13 protein-coding genes and 1 pseudogene are annotated in these 16068 nt (G+C 76.0%); 6 read left to right on the top strand and 8 right to left on the bottom strand.

The genetic code is table 11. The annotated features are described in order from the left end of the window. Positions 1-15: 15 nt before the first annotated feature. Positions 16-2679, bottom strand: a complete 2664-nt coding sequence (gene lanKC, locus AC6I72_RS02350) for a class III lanthionine synthetase LanKC (protein WP_497999054.1) — start codon at positions 2677-2679, stop codon at positions 16-18. A gap of 258 nt (positions 2680-2937) precedes the next feature. Here lanKC and AC6I72_RS02345 point away from each other — a divergent pair, with 258 nt between their 5' ends. The 4 genes from AC6I72_RS02345 to AC6I72_RS02330 all read left to right on the top strand — a co-directional run bounded on the left by AC6I72_RS02345 (position 2938) and on the right by AC6I72_RS02330 (position 6638). Further along, positions 2938-5391 (top strand): SpoIIE family protein phosphatase, encoded by a 2454-nt coding sequence (locus AC6I72_RS02345; RefSeq protein WP_497999053.1) that lies wholly within the window; start codon positions 2938-2940, stop codon positions 5389-5391. Between the two features lie 101 nt (positions 5392-5492). Then, positions 5493-5774, top strand: a complete 282-nt coding sequence (locus AC6I72_RS02340) for a hypothetical protein (RefSeq protein WP_497999051.1) — start codon at positions 5493-5495, stop codon at positions 5772-5774. A 154-nt stretch (positions 5775-5928) separates the two neighbouring features. Next, a complete protein-coding gene (locus AC6I72_RS02335) occupies positions 5929-6300 on the top strand; it encodes a DUF6479 family protein (protein WP_497999050.1) in 372 nt (123 codons plus the stop codon). Positions 6301-6452: 152 nt separating this feature from the next. Next, positions 6453-6638 carry a hypothetical protein gene (locus AC6I72_RS02330; protein ID WP_498004875.1) on the top strand — a complete coding sequence of 62 codons (186 nt, stop codon included), beginning with the start codon at positions 6453-6455 and terminating at the stop codon, positions 6636-6638. A 101-nt stretch (positions 6639-6739) separates the two neighbouring features. On the opposite strand, the gene AC6I72_RS02325 is transcribed toward AC6I72_RS02330, so the two are convergent. The 3 genes from AC6I72_RS02325 to AC6I72_RS02315 are packed head-to-tail and all read right to left on the bottom strand — an operon-like array spanning position 6740 to position 9285. Further along, complete coding sequence (locus AC6I72_RS02325) at positions 6740-7324, bottom strand: hydrolase (protein WP_497999048.1); 585 nt, start codon at positions 7322-7324, stop codon at positions 6740-6742. A gap of 33 nt (positions 7325-7357) precedes the next feature. Next, positions 7358-8824, bottom strand: coding sequence for an MFS transporter (locus AC6I72_RS02320; protein WP_497999046.1), 1467 nt, complete (start codon positions 8822-8824; stop codon positions 7358-7360). Further along, entirely contained in the window at positions 8821-9285 is a 465-nt protein-coding gene (locus AC6I72_RS02315; protein ID WP_497999045.1) for a MarR family winged helix-turn-helix transcriptional regulator, read from the bottom strand. Before AC6I72_RS02315 ends, AC6I72_RS02320 begins: the two co-directional genes overlap by 4 nt. Positions 9286-9413: 128 nt before the next feature. Between AC6I72_RS02315 and AC6I72_RS02310 the strand changes: the two genes are divergently transcribed. Further along, positions 9414-9923: a metallophosphoesterase family protein gene (locus tag AC6I72_RS02310; protein ID WP_497999043.1), complete on the top strand. Its 510-nt coding sequence runs from the start codon at positions 9414-9416 to the stop codon at positions 9921-9923. Between the two features lie 141 nt (positions 9924-10064). Then, a complete protein-coding gene (locus AC6I72_RS02305) occupies positions 10065-11492 on the top strand; it encodes an MFS transporter (RefSeq protein ID WP_497999041.1) in 1428 nt (475 codons plus the stop codon). A 327-nt stretch (positions 11493-11819) separates the two neighbouring features. On the opposite strand, the gene AC6I72_RS02300 is transcribed toward AC6I72_RS02305, so the two are convergent. From AC6I72_RS02300 to AC6I72_RS02285, 4 genes and pseudogenes are all read right to left on the bottom strand, one after another. Next, the gene (locus tag AC6I72_RS02300; protein WP_497999039.1) at positions 11820-12599 is read right to left on the bottom strand and encodes an SRPBCC family protein; all 780 of its coding nucleotides are present in this window, start codon (positions 12597-12599) and stop codon (positions 11820-11822) included. A gap of 22 nt (positions 12600-12621) precedes the next feature. Continuing rightward, the gene (locus tag AC6I72_RS02295) at positions 12622-13728 is read right to left on the bottom strand and encodes an XdhC family protein (protein WP_497999037.1); all 1107 of its coding nucleotides are present in this window, start codon (positions 13726-13728) and stop codon (positions 12622-12624) included. Between the two features lie 220 nt (positions 13729-13948). Then, positions 13949-15043, bottom strand: a pseudogene (locus AC6I72_RS02290) (vWA domain-containing protein); the annotation flags it as partial. 128 nt (positions 15044-15171) lie between these two features. Next, entirely contained in the window at positions 15172-16065 is an 894-nt protein-coding gene (locus AC6I72_RS02285; RefSeq protein WP_498004567.1) for an AAA family ATPase, read from the bottom strand. Between the last annotated feature and the right edge of the window lie 3 nt (positions 16066-16068).

The following is a 16068-nucleotide window of genomic DNA, read 5'->3' as shown; positions in this document are numbered from 1 at the left end:
GGGACGGGGGTGGTGTCACGACTCCGCGGGTCGCGGAGCCGCGTCTGGGTGGGCCGCCTGGGCGGCGGCAGGGGGCGGCAGGAAGGGCAGCGCCGCGCCGGTCGCGCCGTCCAGCGCCGCCGCGAGGGCGAGCAGGCATCCGGCCGTACCGGTGGCGAGATCCATGGACAGCCGCATCATCTGGTGGCCGGGGAAGGCCAGTTGGCCCTCGTACGCCATCGCGTACCAGCCGAGCGCGCCGACCTGCCCGGCCAGTTTCTGAGGGGTCGCCCCGGGTGCCGTGCTGCGGCTGAGGTGCAGGATCATTCCGGCGCGGCCCTGGAAGAGGCCCGGCTGTGCGTAGAAGCGGGAGGTGGCGGCGGTGAGGACGGCGTCGCGGGCCCGGGCGAACTCCTCGTCGGGCGCGTGGGCGAGGTAGTCGTCCAGGACCATGCCGATCCCCGCGCTCCCGTCGCCCAGGTAGGGCAGGGTCCGCCAGCCCTCGTCGACCTCCAGGCCGCCGCCGCTCGGCTGGACGGCGCACTGCTCCAGGTCGCGGCGGAGCGCGACGGCGGCGGCGTCCAGCAGCGCGCGTTCGCCGGTCCACTCGTACTGCCGCAGCAGGAACAGCGCCACTCCGCTCGCGCCGCGCAGCAGCCCGGCCCGCCTCCGGGGGACGTCGGGGAGGGGCTCGGCGAGCCGGGCGGTGAGCAGGTGCGCCGCCTCGCCGGCCCGCTCGCGCAGCTCGCTCTCGCCCGTCGCGCGGGCCAGCGCCCCGAGGACCAGACCCAGCCCGGCGAGCCCGCCGCGCAGGTCGGAGGAGAGCTTCTGCCAGCGCTCCTTCAGGACACCGCCGATCAGGTCCAGGGCGCGCTGCCGGTGGCCGAGCAGGTCGAGGACGTGGGCGACGCCCGCGATACCGTCGTACAGGCCGAACGGGGTGCCCGGCGGCGCGGCCGCGGTGCGCGCGAGCAGCCAGCGTTCGCCTTCCTCGTAACGCCCGGCCCCCGAGGCCCGCAGCGCGTACAGGACACCGGCCGCGCCGTGCGCGACGCCGAGGCCGCCGCCGTCGGTGAACTGCGCGATGTCGCCGGGGAAGAGCCGGTCGGCGCGGTCCGGCGTCGCCGAGGCCAGCAGCGCCTTGGTCATCGAGTCCCGGCTCGCGGGCCAGTCGGCCGGGTCCGGGTACGCGGGGCCGCCGCGCCCGGTGAAGAGGGTGCCGTCGCCCCGCCCCGGCGTGCCGCCCCGCGGGCCGGCGCCGTCGCGGGTGATCTCCGCGACGGCCTCGTCGAGGAACTCCCGGGGAACGTCGGGGAACTGCTCGGCGATCACCTCGGCCAGGTGGGCCGCCTTGCCCCGGTCGATCACGAAGAGCGTGGTCACCGGCAGGAACAGGGCGAGCCGCAGGCAGGCCAGGGCGTAGCGGTCCACGTCGGGGCCGGTGCGGTCGGGCGGCGCGAAGAAGCCCGGGTGGGCGACGACCTGCCGGCCGCCCTCCCCGGCCGGCGCGGCGGCCTCGAAGTCCAGCAGGTGCACCGACTCGTCGTCCGGTCCGACGACGATGTTGAACACGTGCAGGTCGTTGAAGACGATCCCGCGGGCGTGCACCGCGGCCACCGCCTGCTCCACCGCCCGGTGCACGCGCAGCGCCCACGCCGTGTACGCGGCGACGGCCCCCGGGTCGGGGTCCGGGGTGAGCAGCGGGTGGCGGTCGCCGAAGTAGGAGTTGAGCGGCCGTCCCTCGACGAAGTCCATGACGAGGAAGCGGTGGTCGCCGAGGGTGAACCAGTCCCGCACCTCCGGCACGACCCCGGTCCCGGCGAGCTGTTCCAGGGCTGCTCTCTCGCGTTCCAGGCGGGTGACCGCGTCGGCGCCGTCCGCGGCCAGCCCCGCGTGCGGCCGGCCCTCCTTGAGCACCACCCGCCGGCCGTCGCGCGTGTCGGTGCCCGCGTAGACGCCGCCGCCGTTGGAGAAGTGCAGCGCCTTCTCGATGCGGTACGGCAGCTCGCCGACCGTGGTGGTGTTGCGCGCCGCCAGGTGCGGCTCCAGGAACGAGGGCAGCGTCACCCAGTCGGGCACCTGGAACGACGGCGCCCGCCGGTCCGGCACCAGGCGCCCCTCGCCGTCGCGCACCGCCGGCATCAGCGAGCCGCGCTCGTCGACGACGAAGGCCCGCGCGAACGCGCCGTAGCGGACGTAGAGCGGGCCCTGGCCCCAGCGCAGATCGGTCAGGATGTACGGCCCCTCGAAGCCCTCCAGCAGCCCGCCCAGCTCGCACAGCACCTGGTGCAGCTGCTCCTCGCCGTCCGGGTAGACGGTGACGAACTTGCCGCTGGTGTCGCGGGCGGCGTACTTCGTGTTCCGCAGGTGCAGCAGGTGCGGGCCGGGAACGAACTTGAAGGGGATCCGGCGCGGCACGCAGTAGTCCCAGACGATCGCGGCGATCTCGTCCGCGTTGTCCCGGGTGGCCGAGGCGTGGATCTTCCAGCCCTGGGCCGGGCCCGCGGCCGCGGCGCCGTCCGCGCCGAGCGGGGTCAGCGTCAGCCAGTCGCCGGTGCGGGTCGCGTCCCACCCCTGCGGCACGGCGCGCCGGGCCGTCCCGTACAGCTGCGCTCCGGACCGCCCGCCCTGGGACAGCCGGTCGGGTGTCTCGTAGAAGTGCGGATCGGCGAGCGCGTACACCTCGTAGCGCTGGTCCATGTCCGTCCCCCCTCCCTGGTCGGCACCGAGCCTTCCAGCCGGGCGGGGGCCGCCGACAGTCACGTCTGTCACGAGCCCGCCGTGCGGAACGCACGCGTCAACAACCGTTCGAAGAGACCGCAGAGACCTGTTCGAAAGATCCGGAGGAGCTGCCGGACCGCGGTGTCCGCTCCGGTGCCGGCCGGCCGCGGGGCGCGAAACCGCCCGAGGGCGCGCGAACCGTCACAGGGGCTGCGCGAACGACTCATACGCGCTGTAATGGCCAACGTGGTCAATGAGGGCGCTACGGCACGCAGATCGAGGACGCTGCAGGCCGAACTCGCCCTGAGCACGCTCACCGAGGACCCCGCCGCGCCCGACCGGCCGCGCCGCGTCCTGGAACAGGCCCTCGTCTTCACCTCGGCCGTGTTCGCCGGTGTCTACGTCCCCGGCGGCCCCGCGGGCGACGCGCTCTGCCTGGCGGAGTCCGCCGGCGTGCCGCGCACGCTGTACGGGCTGCGCGACACCTACCCCCTGGCCGGGCGCTCGCCGCTGGCCGAGGCCCGCCGCACCGGGCGGGCCGTGTGGCTGGGCCCCGACGAGGTGGCGGACCACGCCGACTCCCGCCGGATGCCCGCCGGCGACGTGTCCCTGGCGGCGCTGCCGTTCGGCGGTGCCCGGGGCGGCTGCCTGCTCGCCGTCACCGACGCCCCCGGCGGCTTCGACAGGGAGGACCGACCCTGCCTGGAACTGGTCGCCGAGGCCTCGGCGTGTCCCGTGGCCGCCGTCCCGGTGCCCGGCGGGGAACTGCCGCCGGGCGCCTTCGCGCTCGCCATGGACAGCGGGCGCGTCGAGGCCGGCGACGACGTCCTCGCCCTGTTCGGCGTCGACCGGGCCGGCTTCGACGGCAAGGTGGAGACCCTGCTCGCGCTGACCGTGCCCGAGGACCTGCCGTCCCTGATGTCCGTGGTCGAGGCCGACCACATGTCCATCGGCGAGCGCGAACTGGAGTTCCGCGTCCTGCGGCCGGCCGGGCCGCCCGGCTGGCTGCGGCTGCGCGGACGCCTGCTGCCCGGCGGGGACGGCCGCCCGGCGCGCCTGGTGGGCACCGTCGCGGACGCCTCCGCCCTGCGCCCGGGCGTCACCGACGTCGCCCGCGTCCAGCGGCTCGCCTCCGCCCTCGCGACGGCGGGCACCGTCCGGGACGTCAGCCACGCCGTGGTCGCCGCGCTGCGCGCACCCCTGCGGGCCGACCGGATCGCCCTGGCCGAACTGGAGAACGACCGGCTCGTCGTCACGGTGCTCGACCCGCCCGAGCCGGAGTCGTGGCCCGAACTGTGGCGCCTGGAGTGGCGCACCGAGTGGCCGGACGCGCCGGTACGGGCCATGCCCACCCTGGCCGCCGCCCTGCGCGAGGGCCGGGCGCGGATCTGGCCCGCCGGCACCCCCATGGAACCCGCGCTCGCCGAGGTCGGCCCCGGCGGTCTCGCGGTGCTGCCGCTGTCCGCGGCCGGCCGCACGGCGGGGGCCTGCCTGATCGGCTGGGACAGCCCCCACCACTTCGGACCCGACGAGCGGGCCCTGCTCACCGCCTCGGCCGGACTGGCGGGGCAGGCACTCATGCGCGCCCGCGCCTTCGACGCCGAACACGAACTCGTCGGCATGCTCCAGCGCAGCCTGCTGCCCCGCAGGCTGCCCCGGCTCCCCGGCGCCGAGGCCGTCGCCCGCTACCTGCCCGCCACCGCGGGACTGGAGGTCGGCGGCGACTGGTACGACGTGATCCCGCTGCCCGACAACCACGTGGCCCTCGTGATCGGCGACGTCCAGGGGCACAGCACCGGCGCGGCCACCCTGATGGGGCAGATGCGCACCGCACTGCGCGCCTACGCCGCCGAGGGCCACCCGCCGGACGTCGTCGTCTCCCACGCCAACCGGCTGCTGCTCGGCATGGAGACCGACCTGTTCGCCACCTGCGCCTACGTCGACCTGGACCTGGAGTCCGGCACCGCCTGGTGCGTACGCGCCGGGCACCTGCCCCCGGTGCTGCGCCACCCGGACGGCGCGGCGGAGATCACCGAGGTGGAAGGCGGCCCCCCGCTGGGCGTGCTGTCCCGGGCCGACTTCCCGATGACCCCGCTGCGGCTGCGGCCGGGGACCGTGCTCGCCCTGACCACCGACGGACTCGTGGAGTCGCCCGACGCCGACATCGACACCGGCATGGACCGGCTCGCCCGCCGCCTCGCCGCCGTCGACCCGGGCCGTCTCGGCCCGGTCGCCGACGCGCTCCTGACCGGCGCCCGCCGCGACGACGACATCGCCCTGCTCCTGGTGCGCTACGACGGCCTGGCGGTACGCCCGCTGAGGGAGAGCTGGACGGTGTGGCGGGTGCCCGAGGCGGTCCGGCACGCCCGCCGCTTCACCCGGCGCACCCTGCGTTCCTGGGGCGTGGGCGAGGACGCAGACGCCGCCCTCCTGGTCGTCTCCGAGCTGGTCACCAACGCGCTCGTGCACACCGAGGGCCCGGTGCGCCTGGACCTGACCCTCGCCCACCACCGGCTGCGCATCGCCGTCGCCGACGCCTCGCCCCGTACGCCCGTCAAGCCGACGGACATCGGGTGGGCGGCCACCGGCGGACGCGGGATCCTCCTCGTCGAGGCCGTCTCGACGGCCTGGGGGGCGCTGCCCGTCAGCGGCGGCAAGCAGGTCTGGAGCGAACTGCTCCTGGGGCGGTGAGCGCACCGCCCGGCCGCCGACCCCGCCACACGGGTGCGCCGCGCCGCCGGCACGGCAGGTCTGAGCCGCGCGCACGGTCGCCGTGCTTAGGGTCCTGGGCTGTGTCACACACCTTCGAAGAGCTCGTGGCGAAGCAGCGCGCCGCCGACGAGGCGCACACCCGGGTCGAACAGCTCCGGGCGGCCTACGGACCGCCCGCACAGGAGCGGTGGACCGGGATGCAGAGCGAGACGTACGAGACGGCCCTGCGGGCCTGGCGCGACCTGGCCAGGGACCTGCAGACCGCCCTGAACGAGTACGCGAACCACGAGGCCAGGCCCCGCGCCGAGATCGAGGCCGAGGTGGAACGGGCGGCCCGCCCGGAGGGGCAGGACGTCACCTGAGCGCCGCCGCGCCGGGCCGGGCGGCGGCCCCGGCATCCGTGACCGCGCCGGGCCGGGCGCGGGTCCCGGCACCCGCGGCAGCGCCGGGCCGGCCGTGCGGAGCGGGACGTGGGAGCGGTGACGTATTCGCCGGGGGTGCGGGTACCCGCGCGCCATGGACACCTCCCGTTACGAAGCAGCTTCCGGTGCCGGATCGGTCTTCGGGATCGTCGTCATCGTCGTGGGCGCCCTCGTCATCGTCGGCGCGCTGATCTGGGCCGTCCGGCTCGGCATCCGGGTCAAGCAGCGCGAGCCGAGGACCCCGCGGGGCGGCGAGCACCCGACGCTCCCGGACTCCGGGCCGGTCCACGAGACCCGGCAGCGACGCGAGCCCGACGAGGTCCCGCGCGCCGAGGAGACCGGCCGCCGCCTCACCCCGCACGAACTCGGCTCGTCCGGCAGCCGGCGCAGCGAGGACCAGTCCCGTCCGCGCTGGGACCCCGGTTCCGGCGGTTCCTTCGGCAGCGGCGGCTCCGGCGGCAGATGACCGCCGGGGCCCCGGCCGGCGGTTTGCGTCCGGTCCGTGCGGGGACCCGACCGCCAGGACCGAGAAGGCCGCACCGGACACCGCGGCCGGCGGCCGGGACCCGAAGCCCGGCGCGCCACCACCCCACCGACGCAGAAGGAAGATGAGGACCCGTGCTCGCGCACACCATGGAGAAACCGGCCGTCCAGCCCGCCGAGTCGGGCTGGGCCAGAGCCCGGCGGCTCAGGGACAGGCACGTGCGCACGTGCCTCCCGGCGGTCGAGGACCGTGGCGGGACGCGGCGGGAGCGCGGGCGCGGCGACGGCGGCGAGTGGAACATCGTCCGGGGCGAGGACTGACCGGCGGCCGTCCGGCCGGAAGAGTTCCGGGAGAGCCCGTACCGCGCAGGTGGGGGTGTCCGGCGTGCAGACGCCGGACACCCCCACCTGCGTGTGCGGGCTCAGCCGTGCGTCTTGGCCAGCAGTTCGAGGACCTCGGCCGTGGTGCCCGTCTCGCCCAGCCGCGGGAAGATCCGCTGCACGCTGGAGCGGTGCGCCTCCGCGTCCAGGTCCGCCATGGCGTCCGTCGCCAGGGTGACGTGGTAGCCGTGCTCGTGGGCGGCGCGCGCGGTGGACTCCACGCCGATGCTGGTGGCGATGCCGGTCAGCACGATCTGCGTCACCCCGCGGCGGCGCAGCTGCACGTCGAGGTCCGTGCCGTGGAAGGCGCCCCAGTTGTGCTTGGTGACGGTGATGTCACCGGGGTGGCCGCCCAGTTCGGGCACGATCACGTCCCAGCCCTCGGGACGGCTGCCGCCGCCCGGAGCAGCCTCCGTACGGCCGGGCACGGCGTCCGCGAAGTCGGCGGCGAAGGAGACCCGGACGAGGACGACGGGCAGGTCACGGGCGCGGAAGGCCTCGGCCAGCTCGACGCTGCGGGCGACCACTTCGCCTCCCGTGTGGGGCGCGGTCGGCGCGGCGACGATGCCCGCCTGGAGGTCGATCACCACGAGGGCGGTACGGGGGTCGAGAGCGGTGAGTGCCATGGGAATAGGGGCCTTTCAGGGCTTGCGGAACTGTCAGGGCTTTCGGGGGGTCAGGCGGGACAGCGACCGGTCCGGCACGCTGCTCACCAGGAGCAGCACCGATCCGGCGACCATGAACAGGGCCAGGCCGTGCAGCCCGCCCGTGTCGGCGCGGTGCGGGAAGTACCCCGCGGTGGCCGCGGAGGCGCCCAGCGCGCCGAGGTACATGAAGGTGCGCAGCAGCCCGGCGCCGGAGGCGATCCGGGCGGGATCGGCCTGCCGGTAGAGCGCGTTCTGGTTGGCGAGGCCGATCAGGCCCTGGGGTATGCCCATCACGACCCCGGCGAGCAGCAGCAGCCACAGCGGGCTGCGGGCGCCGATGAGCAGCAGGACGGCACAGGCGGCGACCTGGACGGCCGCGCCGACGACGAGCTTGGCGCGGACGGCCTCGCGGCGACCGGTCAGGGTGGAGACGACGAGCGCGGTACCGGACAGCGGCAGCAGCACCAGCCCCGCCGTGGAGGCGCTGAGCCCGCGCCCCTCCTCCAGCCACTGCGTGTAGCCGTACATGAAGGCGTAGGTGGTGGTGTAACCGAGCAACTGGCGGACGTACGTGGTCAGCAGCGGCACGTTGCCGCCCAGCACCCGCAGGTCGACGAAGGGCTCGGCGGCCCGCAGCTCCCGCACGGCGAAGGCGGCACCGGCCGCGACGGCGAGCACCGGCAGGTACCAGTGGTCCGCCCGCGGCCGCATCAGGAACAGCATCAGCGACACGAGCGTGCCGGCGAACAGGACCATGCCGGGCAGGTCGACGTCCCGCCGCGGCCGCCCTCCGTGCGTGTCCCGCACGGCGCCCGTCTCCCGCGTCCCGCCGGCCTCCGCGTGCCGGTCCTGCCCGGGTTCGCCGGGCAGGCGCAGGGCGCCGAGGACCAGGCAGGCCGCGGACAGCGGCACGTTGACGGTGAACACGGTCCGCCAGCCGCCGGCGCCGATGAGCAGACCGCCGAGGGCCGGGCCGATCACGGCCACCGTCTGGTTGGCGACGGCGAGCGCGGTCAGGACGCCGGCCGGGCTGTCCCGCCCGGTGCGCTCGGCCTCGCGCCGGGTGAGCTGCATGGACGCCGGATACGCCGCGGAGGTGCCGAGACCGAGCAGCACCCGCGCCCCGACGAGCGCGCCGAGCGACGGCGCGAGCGCTCCCAGCAGGCCCGCGACCCCGACCAGGGCCGTACCGGCGAGGTAGAGGCGGCGGGGGCCGTACATGTCCACCAGCCGGCCGATGACGGGCTGTCCGACGGCGGTTGCCAGATACAGCGCGGAGACCAGCCAGACGGTCTGCGCCGGGGGAGCCCCGAAGGCGGTGCCGATCGGGACGAGGGCCACCGCGATCATCGACGAGTTGACCGGGTTCAGCACCGAACCCAGGATCATCGGGGCGATCAGCCGGCGGTCGAAGGCGTCGGGGGCCGCGCCCACCGGGGCGCGGTCGCCGCCCGGCCGGCGGACGAGCCTGGACCTCACGACCGCGTCAGCCGTTCCATCAGTGTGAACGCCTCGATGAGGGTCTGCCGCTCGGACTCGGTGAACCGGTCCTCCAGGGCGCGGGTGAGCCACTCCTCGCGGATCTGCCGGTCGCCCTCGATGCGCTCGCGGCCGCCCTCCGTGAGGGTGACGAGCTGGCGGCGGCCGTCGTCGGGGTCGGGACGGCGCCGGATGAGCCCGCGCTGCTCCAGGGCGGAGAGCGTCGTGGCCATCGACTGCGGGCGGACCCCCTCGGCGGAGGCGAGGGCGCTCGCCGTGGCGGCACCGTGCTTGCCGACCAGGGTGAGCGCCGACACCTGGGACGGCGTCAGGTCCTCGTCCCGCGCGACCTCACGGATCCGCCGCCGCAGCCGGCTGAACACCACCCGCAGGTCGCGTGCGGCCCGCGCGGCGGAGGCGGAGACACCCTCGGGCACTTCTTCGCTGCGCTGCTGATCCATGCCGCCACCGTAGATCCGGCAGGTGAAACTGTCCAGTCTGAACTGAACAGTTTCACCTGCCGACCGACTGGAGCAGGGCGGACGGCCGCGGAGGGCGGGGGCCGGGCCGCGCGCAGTACGCTGACGAGGTGCGTCTGCTCCTGATGTCGGACACCCACCTCCCCAAGCGCGCCCGGGAGCTGCCCGGCGAGCTGCTCGCCGAACTCCCGCGCGCCGACGTCGTCCTGCACGCCGGGGACTGGGTCGACACCGCCACCCTCGACCTGCTGGAGAGCCGCAGCCGCCGGCTGATCGGCGTGTACGGCAACAACGACGGCCCCGACCTGCGCGCCAGGCTCCCGGAGGTGGCCCACGCCGAGCTGGGCGGGCTGCGGTTCGGTGCCGTCCACGAGACCGGGCCCGCCCAGGGCCGCGAGGCCCGCTGCGCCGCCCGCTTCCCCGACCTGGACGTGCTGGTCTTCGGGCACAGTCACATCCCCTGGGACACCACGGCGCCCTCCGGGCTGCGGCTGCTCAACCCCGGGTCCCCGACCGACCGGCGCCGCCAGCCCCACTGCACCTACATGACCGCCACGGTCGCCGACGGCCGCCTCACCCGGGTCGAGCTGCACCGCCTGCCGCCGCGCCGGACCGGGTGACCGGGAGGGCGCCGCGGAACGGCGAAGGCACCGGGCCGGCCGGCAGCCGCCGCCGGACCGGGTGACGCGGCCCGCCCGAACGGCCCGTGCCGGGCTCCGGCCTGAGCGGAACGGCCCGGTCCGGATGGTACTGGTGAGCCCATGGCCGACATTCCGCCCGCACCCCTGCGCCGAGCCGTGCGGCCCGCCCGCCGGACGGGCTCACCGCGCACCGTCCTCCTCGTCATGTGCGCCGGCTACTTCCTGGTGCTGCTCGACGTCACCGTCGTCAACGTGGCGCTGCCCCGGATCGGCGCGGCCCTGGGCACCGGCGTCGCCGGGCTCCAGTGGGTGGTGGACGGGTACGCGCTCGCGCTCGCCTGCCTGATGCTCACCAGCGGCACCGCGGGTGACCGCTACGGGCACCGGCGGGTCGTCCTCGCCGGGTTCGCCGTCTTCGGGGCAGGTTCGCTGGCCTGCGGCCTCGCCCCCGACGTGCCGGTGCTCGTCGTGGCCCGGATCGTCCAGGGCGTGGGCGCCGCACTCCTGCTGCCCGGCACGCTGGCCGTCGTCGGCCGTGCCTTTCCCGAGGACGCCGCCCGCGCGCGGGCGATCGGACTGTGGGCGGGCGTCGGCAGCCTCGCCCTGCCCGCCGGGCCGCTGCTCGGCGGCGTGCTCGTCGACGGCCTCGGCTGGCGCGCCGTCTTCCTGGTCAACGTGCCGATCGTGCTCGTGGCCCTGGTCCGGTCCGCCGCGGTCCTGGACGAGAGCCGCGAGAGCGCGGTCCCGCCGCTCGACCTGCCCGGCATGCTGCTCGGCGGGCTGCTGCTGTGCGCGACGACGTACGCCTTCATCCAGGGCGGCCGCTCGGGCCCCGGCGCGCCGCGGGTCGTCGCGGCCGCGGTGATCGCCCTGCTCGCCCTGGCCGCCCTGGGCATCGCCGAGACCCGGCGCGGGGAGAGCGCCATGCTCCCGACCGTGCTGCTGCGGCGGCCCGCGTTCGCCGCGGCGAACACCGCCGCCGGAATCATGAACCTGGGCACACTCGGCACCCTGTTCGTGCTGACGCTCTTCCTCCAGACCGTCCAGGGCCGCTCCGCCCTCCAGGCCGGGCTGGTCCTGCTCCCGCTGTTCGCGCCGCTCGCGGTGATCGCCCCCTTCGGCGGCCGGATCACCAGCCGGACGGGAGCACGGCTGCCCGCGGCGGCCGGTCTGCTCTGCGCCGCCGTGGGGCTCGCGCTGCTGGCCCGCGCCGCACCGCACTCGCCCGTTCCCGTACTGCTGCCGGCGCTGCTGCTGTGGGGCGTCGGCCTGGGCGTACTGACCCCGGCCGTCGTGGCGGCGGCCGTCGCTGCCGTGCCGGGGGAGCGCTCCGGACTCGCCTCGGCCGTCAACAACACCGCCCGTCAGACCGGGGGCGCGATCGGTATCGCGGTGGCCGGGGCGGTCGCCGGACAGCCCGACGACCCGGACCGTTTCCTGTCCGGCCTCCACGCGGTGGCGCTCGGCTCGGCGTGCCTGTACGCGGCGGCCGTCGTCCTCGTGCTGGCCCTGCTGCCCGGGGTGGCACACCGGAGGGCGGCCCCTTGAGAGGGGCCGCCCCGAGGTCACACTTCCCTTTCTCGTTTCCGAATTCTCGGCGAGATCCGGGCCGCTCCGTGCGCGAAAGCGGCCCGGCAGCTGCGAGTACGCGCTGTCACGGACCTCCTTCCAGAGGGGTGTGTGCAGCACATGTGCCACAGAGGCGTGCACGCCTCATCCGTTGTGAGCCGCCTACCCCGTTCGTCGGGGGTGAACCACCGCAATCCGAAAAATTCTGGAGATTCCGGAAACAGAGGAAAAAGGGGAGGTCGGGCGTCGGTCGTGGGCTGTGCGTGGCGGTCGTGGGCTGTGCGTGGCGTCGGTCGGTGTGCTGCGTCAGCAGCCTCGCCCGCGCCGCAGCCGTCGTACGCCCAGGACGAGCAGCGCCACGGCCACGGCCGCCCCGGCGGCGACCGGAGCGGCACGCCTGGCGACCGGCAGGGCCGCGACGCGCAGCAGGTCGACCGGCTCGTCGCCCGCCGCGGCCCGCGCGGCGGTGGCCGGCGGGACGCCTCGGCCCGGGGCGGTTCCACCGGGGCCGGGGCCCGGGCCCGCGTCCGGACTCGGGCTGCTGGGAGTGGCGCTGGGACGGGGAGCCGGGCTGGGACTGGGGGGAGTGGTGCTGGGACTGGTGGCGGGGAGGGTCACGGCGTCCTCCGTCTCCTGCGGCGCCGCGGCGGCCAGCCGTCCCGCCAGGCAGTCCGCGAACTGACCCACGATCCGGTCACCCACCTCCGCCAGCACCCCGCGCCCGAACTGCGCGGGCCGCCCGGTCACGGTCAGTTCCGTCCGCACGGAGACCTCCGTGACGCCGTCGTGCTCGCGCAGCGTGCCCGTGACCGTGGCCCGGGCCGTGCCCTGCCCCCGGGTCTCCCGGCCGCCGGCGACCAGCACCAGGCGGTGGGCCGTCCCGTCCTGCTCCTCGAAGACCGCCGTCCCCTTGTACGTCACCGTGACCGGCCCCAGCCGCACCTTGACCGAGCCGGTGACGGTCCTGCCGTCGTACGCCTCCACCACCGCCCCCGGCAGGCACGGGGCGACCCGCTCGATGTCGAGGAGCGCCCGCCAGGCGTCGTCGACGGGGACGAGCACGGTGAACCCGTGGTGCAGTTCCATGTCTTCCTCCTCGCGTGCGGGCTCAGGCGGAACCGTTCGTGTGGATGGCTCCCGCCGTCGCGGTCAGCGGGGCCCCGGTGCCGCCCCAGCGCAGCGAGATGATCTCGGCCGCGACGGACACCGCCACCTCCTCGGGGGTACGGGCCCCGAGGTCGAGGCCGACCGGGGAGCGCAACCGGGACAGCTCGGCCTCGGTCACACCGGCCTCCAGCAGACGCTGCACCCGGTCGTGGTGGGTACGGCGGCTGCCCATGGCACCGATGTAGGCGGCGGGCCGGCGCAGTGCCTCCTCCAGCAGCGGCACGTCGAACTTCGGGTCGTGCGTCAGGACGCAGATCACCGTGCGCTCGTCGGTGCCGGTCGCGTGCAGGTAGCGGTGCGGCCAGTCCGCGACCACCTCGACGGCGTCGGGGAACCGCTTCGGCGTGGCGAAGACCGGGCGGGCGTCGCACACCGTGACCCGGTAGCCGAGGAAGGCACCGATCCGGGCGACCGCCGCCGCGTAGTCGATCGCGCCGAAGACCAGCATCCGCGGGGGCGGCGCGAAAGAGTTCAGGAACACCGAGACCGCGTCCTCGCGGCGCTCGCCGCGCGGCCCGTAGTGGCGTGTCCCCGTGGCACCGAGGGCGAGTTCGCCGCGCGCGTCGGCGGTGACCGCCACGTCCAGACCGGGCTCGCCCAGCGTCCCCGCCACCGTGTCCGGCCACACGGCGAGGGTCGCCCCGCGCGGTGCGGGCCCGTCGGTCACGGTCGCCATGGTCACCGGCTCGCCGGAGGCGACCGACGCCGCGACGGCACCGAAGGCCGGGTCCGACTCGACCGTCACGGGCCTGACCAGCACACCGATCTCACCCCCGCAGGTGAGCCCGACCGCGAACGCGTCCTCGTCGCTGTAACCGAACGTCGCCAGGCGTGCCTCGCCGCTCGCCACGACCTCCTGGGCCAGGTCGAAGACCGCGCCCTCCACACAGCCGCCGGACACGCTGCCCACCACCTCGTCGTCCGGTCCCACGGCCATCGCCGCACCCGGGTCACGCGGTGCGCTGCGGCTCACCGTCACCACGGTGGCGAGCCCGAACGGCACGCGCGCCGCGTACCACCGTTCGAGCACGGGAAAGATGTCACGCACGCTTCCGTTCCTCCCTGTTCCGGCGTTCCCCGCCGCCCTCGGGCCCTCGCGCGGGGCTGTCCGGCGGGCGGCCGGGCGCGGGACGTGCCGCACGGCCCACGGCGTCCGCAGCGGTCCGTGCCGCGCCCGGCCGCCGACCGCCCGGCGGTGCCTGCGGGGCCGCCGGCCGGCAGGCACCGTCCGCGCCGTCCTGTCGCCCGCCCGCCTCCGTCCCGCCCGTGTCCGCGCCGCGCACCACCGCGGCCAGCCGTTCCAGGGCGGCCAGGCTGTGGCCCTCGACGAAGGCGTCCACGCTCGGCAGCGCCGCCGCCATGCCGGCGGCGAGGGGTGCGTAGCCGGGGCGGGCCTTGCGCGGGTTGGCCCACACCACCCGGTGGGCCAGCCGGTGCAGGCGGCACATCTGGTCGGCGAGCAGGTGCGGATCACCCCGCTCCCAGCCGTCGGACAGGAGCACCACGACCGCCCCGCGGGCCATCCCGCGCCGGCCGAAGCGGTCCAGGAACTCCCGCAGCAGCTCGCCGAGCCGCGTGCCGCCGCGCCAGTCGGGCACCGCCTCGGCGACCGCCGCCATCGCCAGGTCCGGGTCGCGGTGGGACAGCTCCCGGGTCACCCTGGTCAGCCGGGTGCCGACGGTGAACACCTCCGTGCGCCGGCCGCGGGCCGCCGCGTGCGCGAACCGCAGCAGCGCGTCCGCGTACGGCGCCATGGATCCGCTGACGTCGACGAGCAGCACCACCCGCCGGGGCCGCTCCACCCGTGCGTACCGCCGCAGCAGAGCGGGCTCGCCGCCGCGCCGCAGCATCTCCCGCACGGTGCGGTGCGGATCGACCGCCCCGTGGCGGGCCGGCCGCCGCCGGGCGGTGCGCCGTGACTGACCGCGCAGCGCGAACGCCGCCAGCAGCCGGCGCACCTGTGCGCGTTCGGCGGCGTCGAGCCCGGCGAAGTCACGGTGGCGCAGCACCTCCGCGGAACTGGCGAGCGAGGCGACGGGCGGGCCGTGCCGCCGCTCGTCCGTGTCGTCCCGGTGCCGCCCGGCGGGCGCCTGCCGCACCACGGGGCGCAGCCGGGGCGGCGGAGCGGTCCGCACGGGCCCGCCCGGCGGCTGCCCGGGGGCGTCGCCGAAGTACGCGCCGAACACCCGCTCGTACCGCTCCAGATCGTCCAGGTCCCCGCACAAGGTCAGCCGGCCCGCCCAGTAGACGTCCGCCCGCATCCCCGGGCGCAGCGCGTCCATCGCCCGCAGGAAGGCGTGGACCCGTTCGCTGCTCACCGCCGCCCCGGCCGCGCGCAGCGCCCGCGCGAAGCCGAGCAGCACCGCGTCCGCGCGCGGCGCCCCCGTCCCCTCGCCGGCGCGGTCACCACCACCGGGACGGCCGTCACCACCGGGCCGGCTCCCGCCGTCCGGGCCGGCTCCGCCCGTCCCCGCGCCCCTTCCGTTCCCCGTCACGCCGGCCCCGCTCCCCGGGACGCCAGGATCGCCGCGAAGTCCAGGCCGCGCGCGCGGTGCGTGTCCTCGCGGTACTTCAGGACCGAACCCAGGGTGGCCACCGCCAGTTCCGCGTCGACCTCGTCCGCGCCCAGCGCGTCCAGGGCACGCGCCCAGTCGAGGGTCTCCGCGACGCCCGGGGGCTTGAGCAGGTCCTCGGCGCGCAGCGCCTGCACCAGGGCGGTCACCTGCTCCGCAAGCCGTGCCGACACCCCGGGCAGCCGACGGCGCACGATGGCCAGTTCACGGGCGAAGCCGGGATGGTCGAACCAGTGGTACAGGCAGCGCCGCTTGAGCGCGTCGTGCACCTCACGGGTGCGGTTGGACGTCAGGACCACCACCGGCGGCACCTCCGCCCGCAGCGTGCCCAGCTCGGGGATCGTCACCTGGAACTCCGACAGCACCTCCAGCAGGAACGCCTCGAACTCGTCGTCGGCCCGGTCGATCTCGTCGACCAGCAGCACCGACGGCTGGGTCTGCAGCGCGCGCAGCAGCGGCCGGGCGACCAGGAACCGCCGGTCGTACAGCTCGCGCTCCAGCCGGTCGGCGTCCCTGACACCGGCGGCCTCGGCCGCCCGCAGGTGCAGCAGCTGCCGGGGGAAGTCCCAGTCGTACAGGGCCTGCGAGGCATCGATGCCCTCGTGGCACTGCAACCGGATCAGCGGTGCGTGGAGGGCTTCGGCCAGGGCGGTGGCGAGCGCCGTCTTGCCGACGCCCGCGTCCCCCTCGCAGAAGACCGGCCGGTGCAGGCGCAGCGCCAGGAAGCAGGCGACGGCGAGCCCGTCGTCGACGAGGTAGCCGGTCTGCTCCAGGCGGGCGCGCGCCTGCTCGGGGCTGTCGATGGGGGTGATCGG

Source organism: Streptomyces sp. Xyl84 (assembly GCF_059731885.1).
This window is presented reverse-complemented; position numbering and strand designations above follow the sequence as displayed.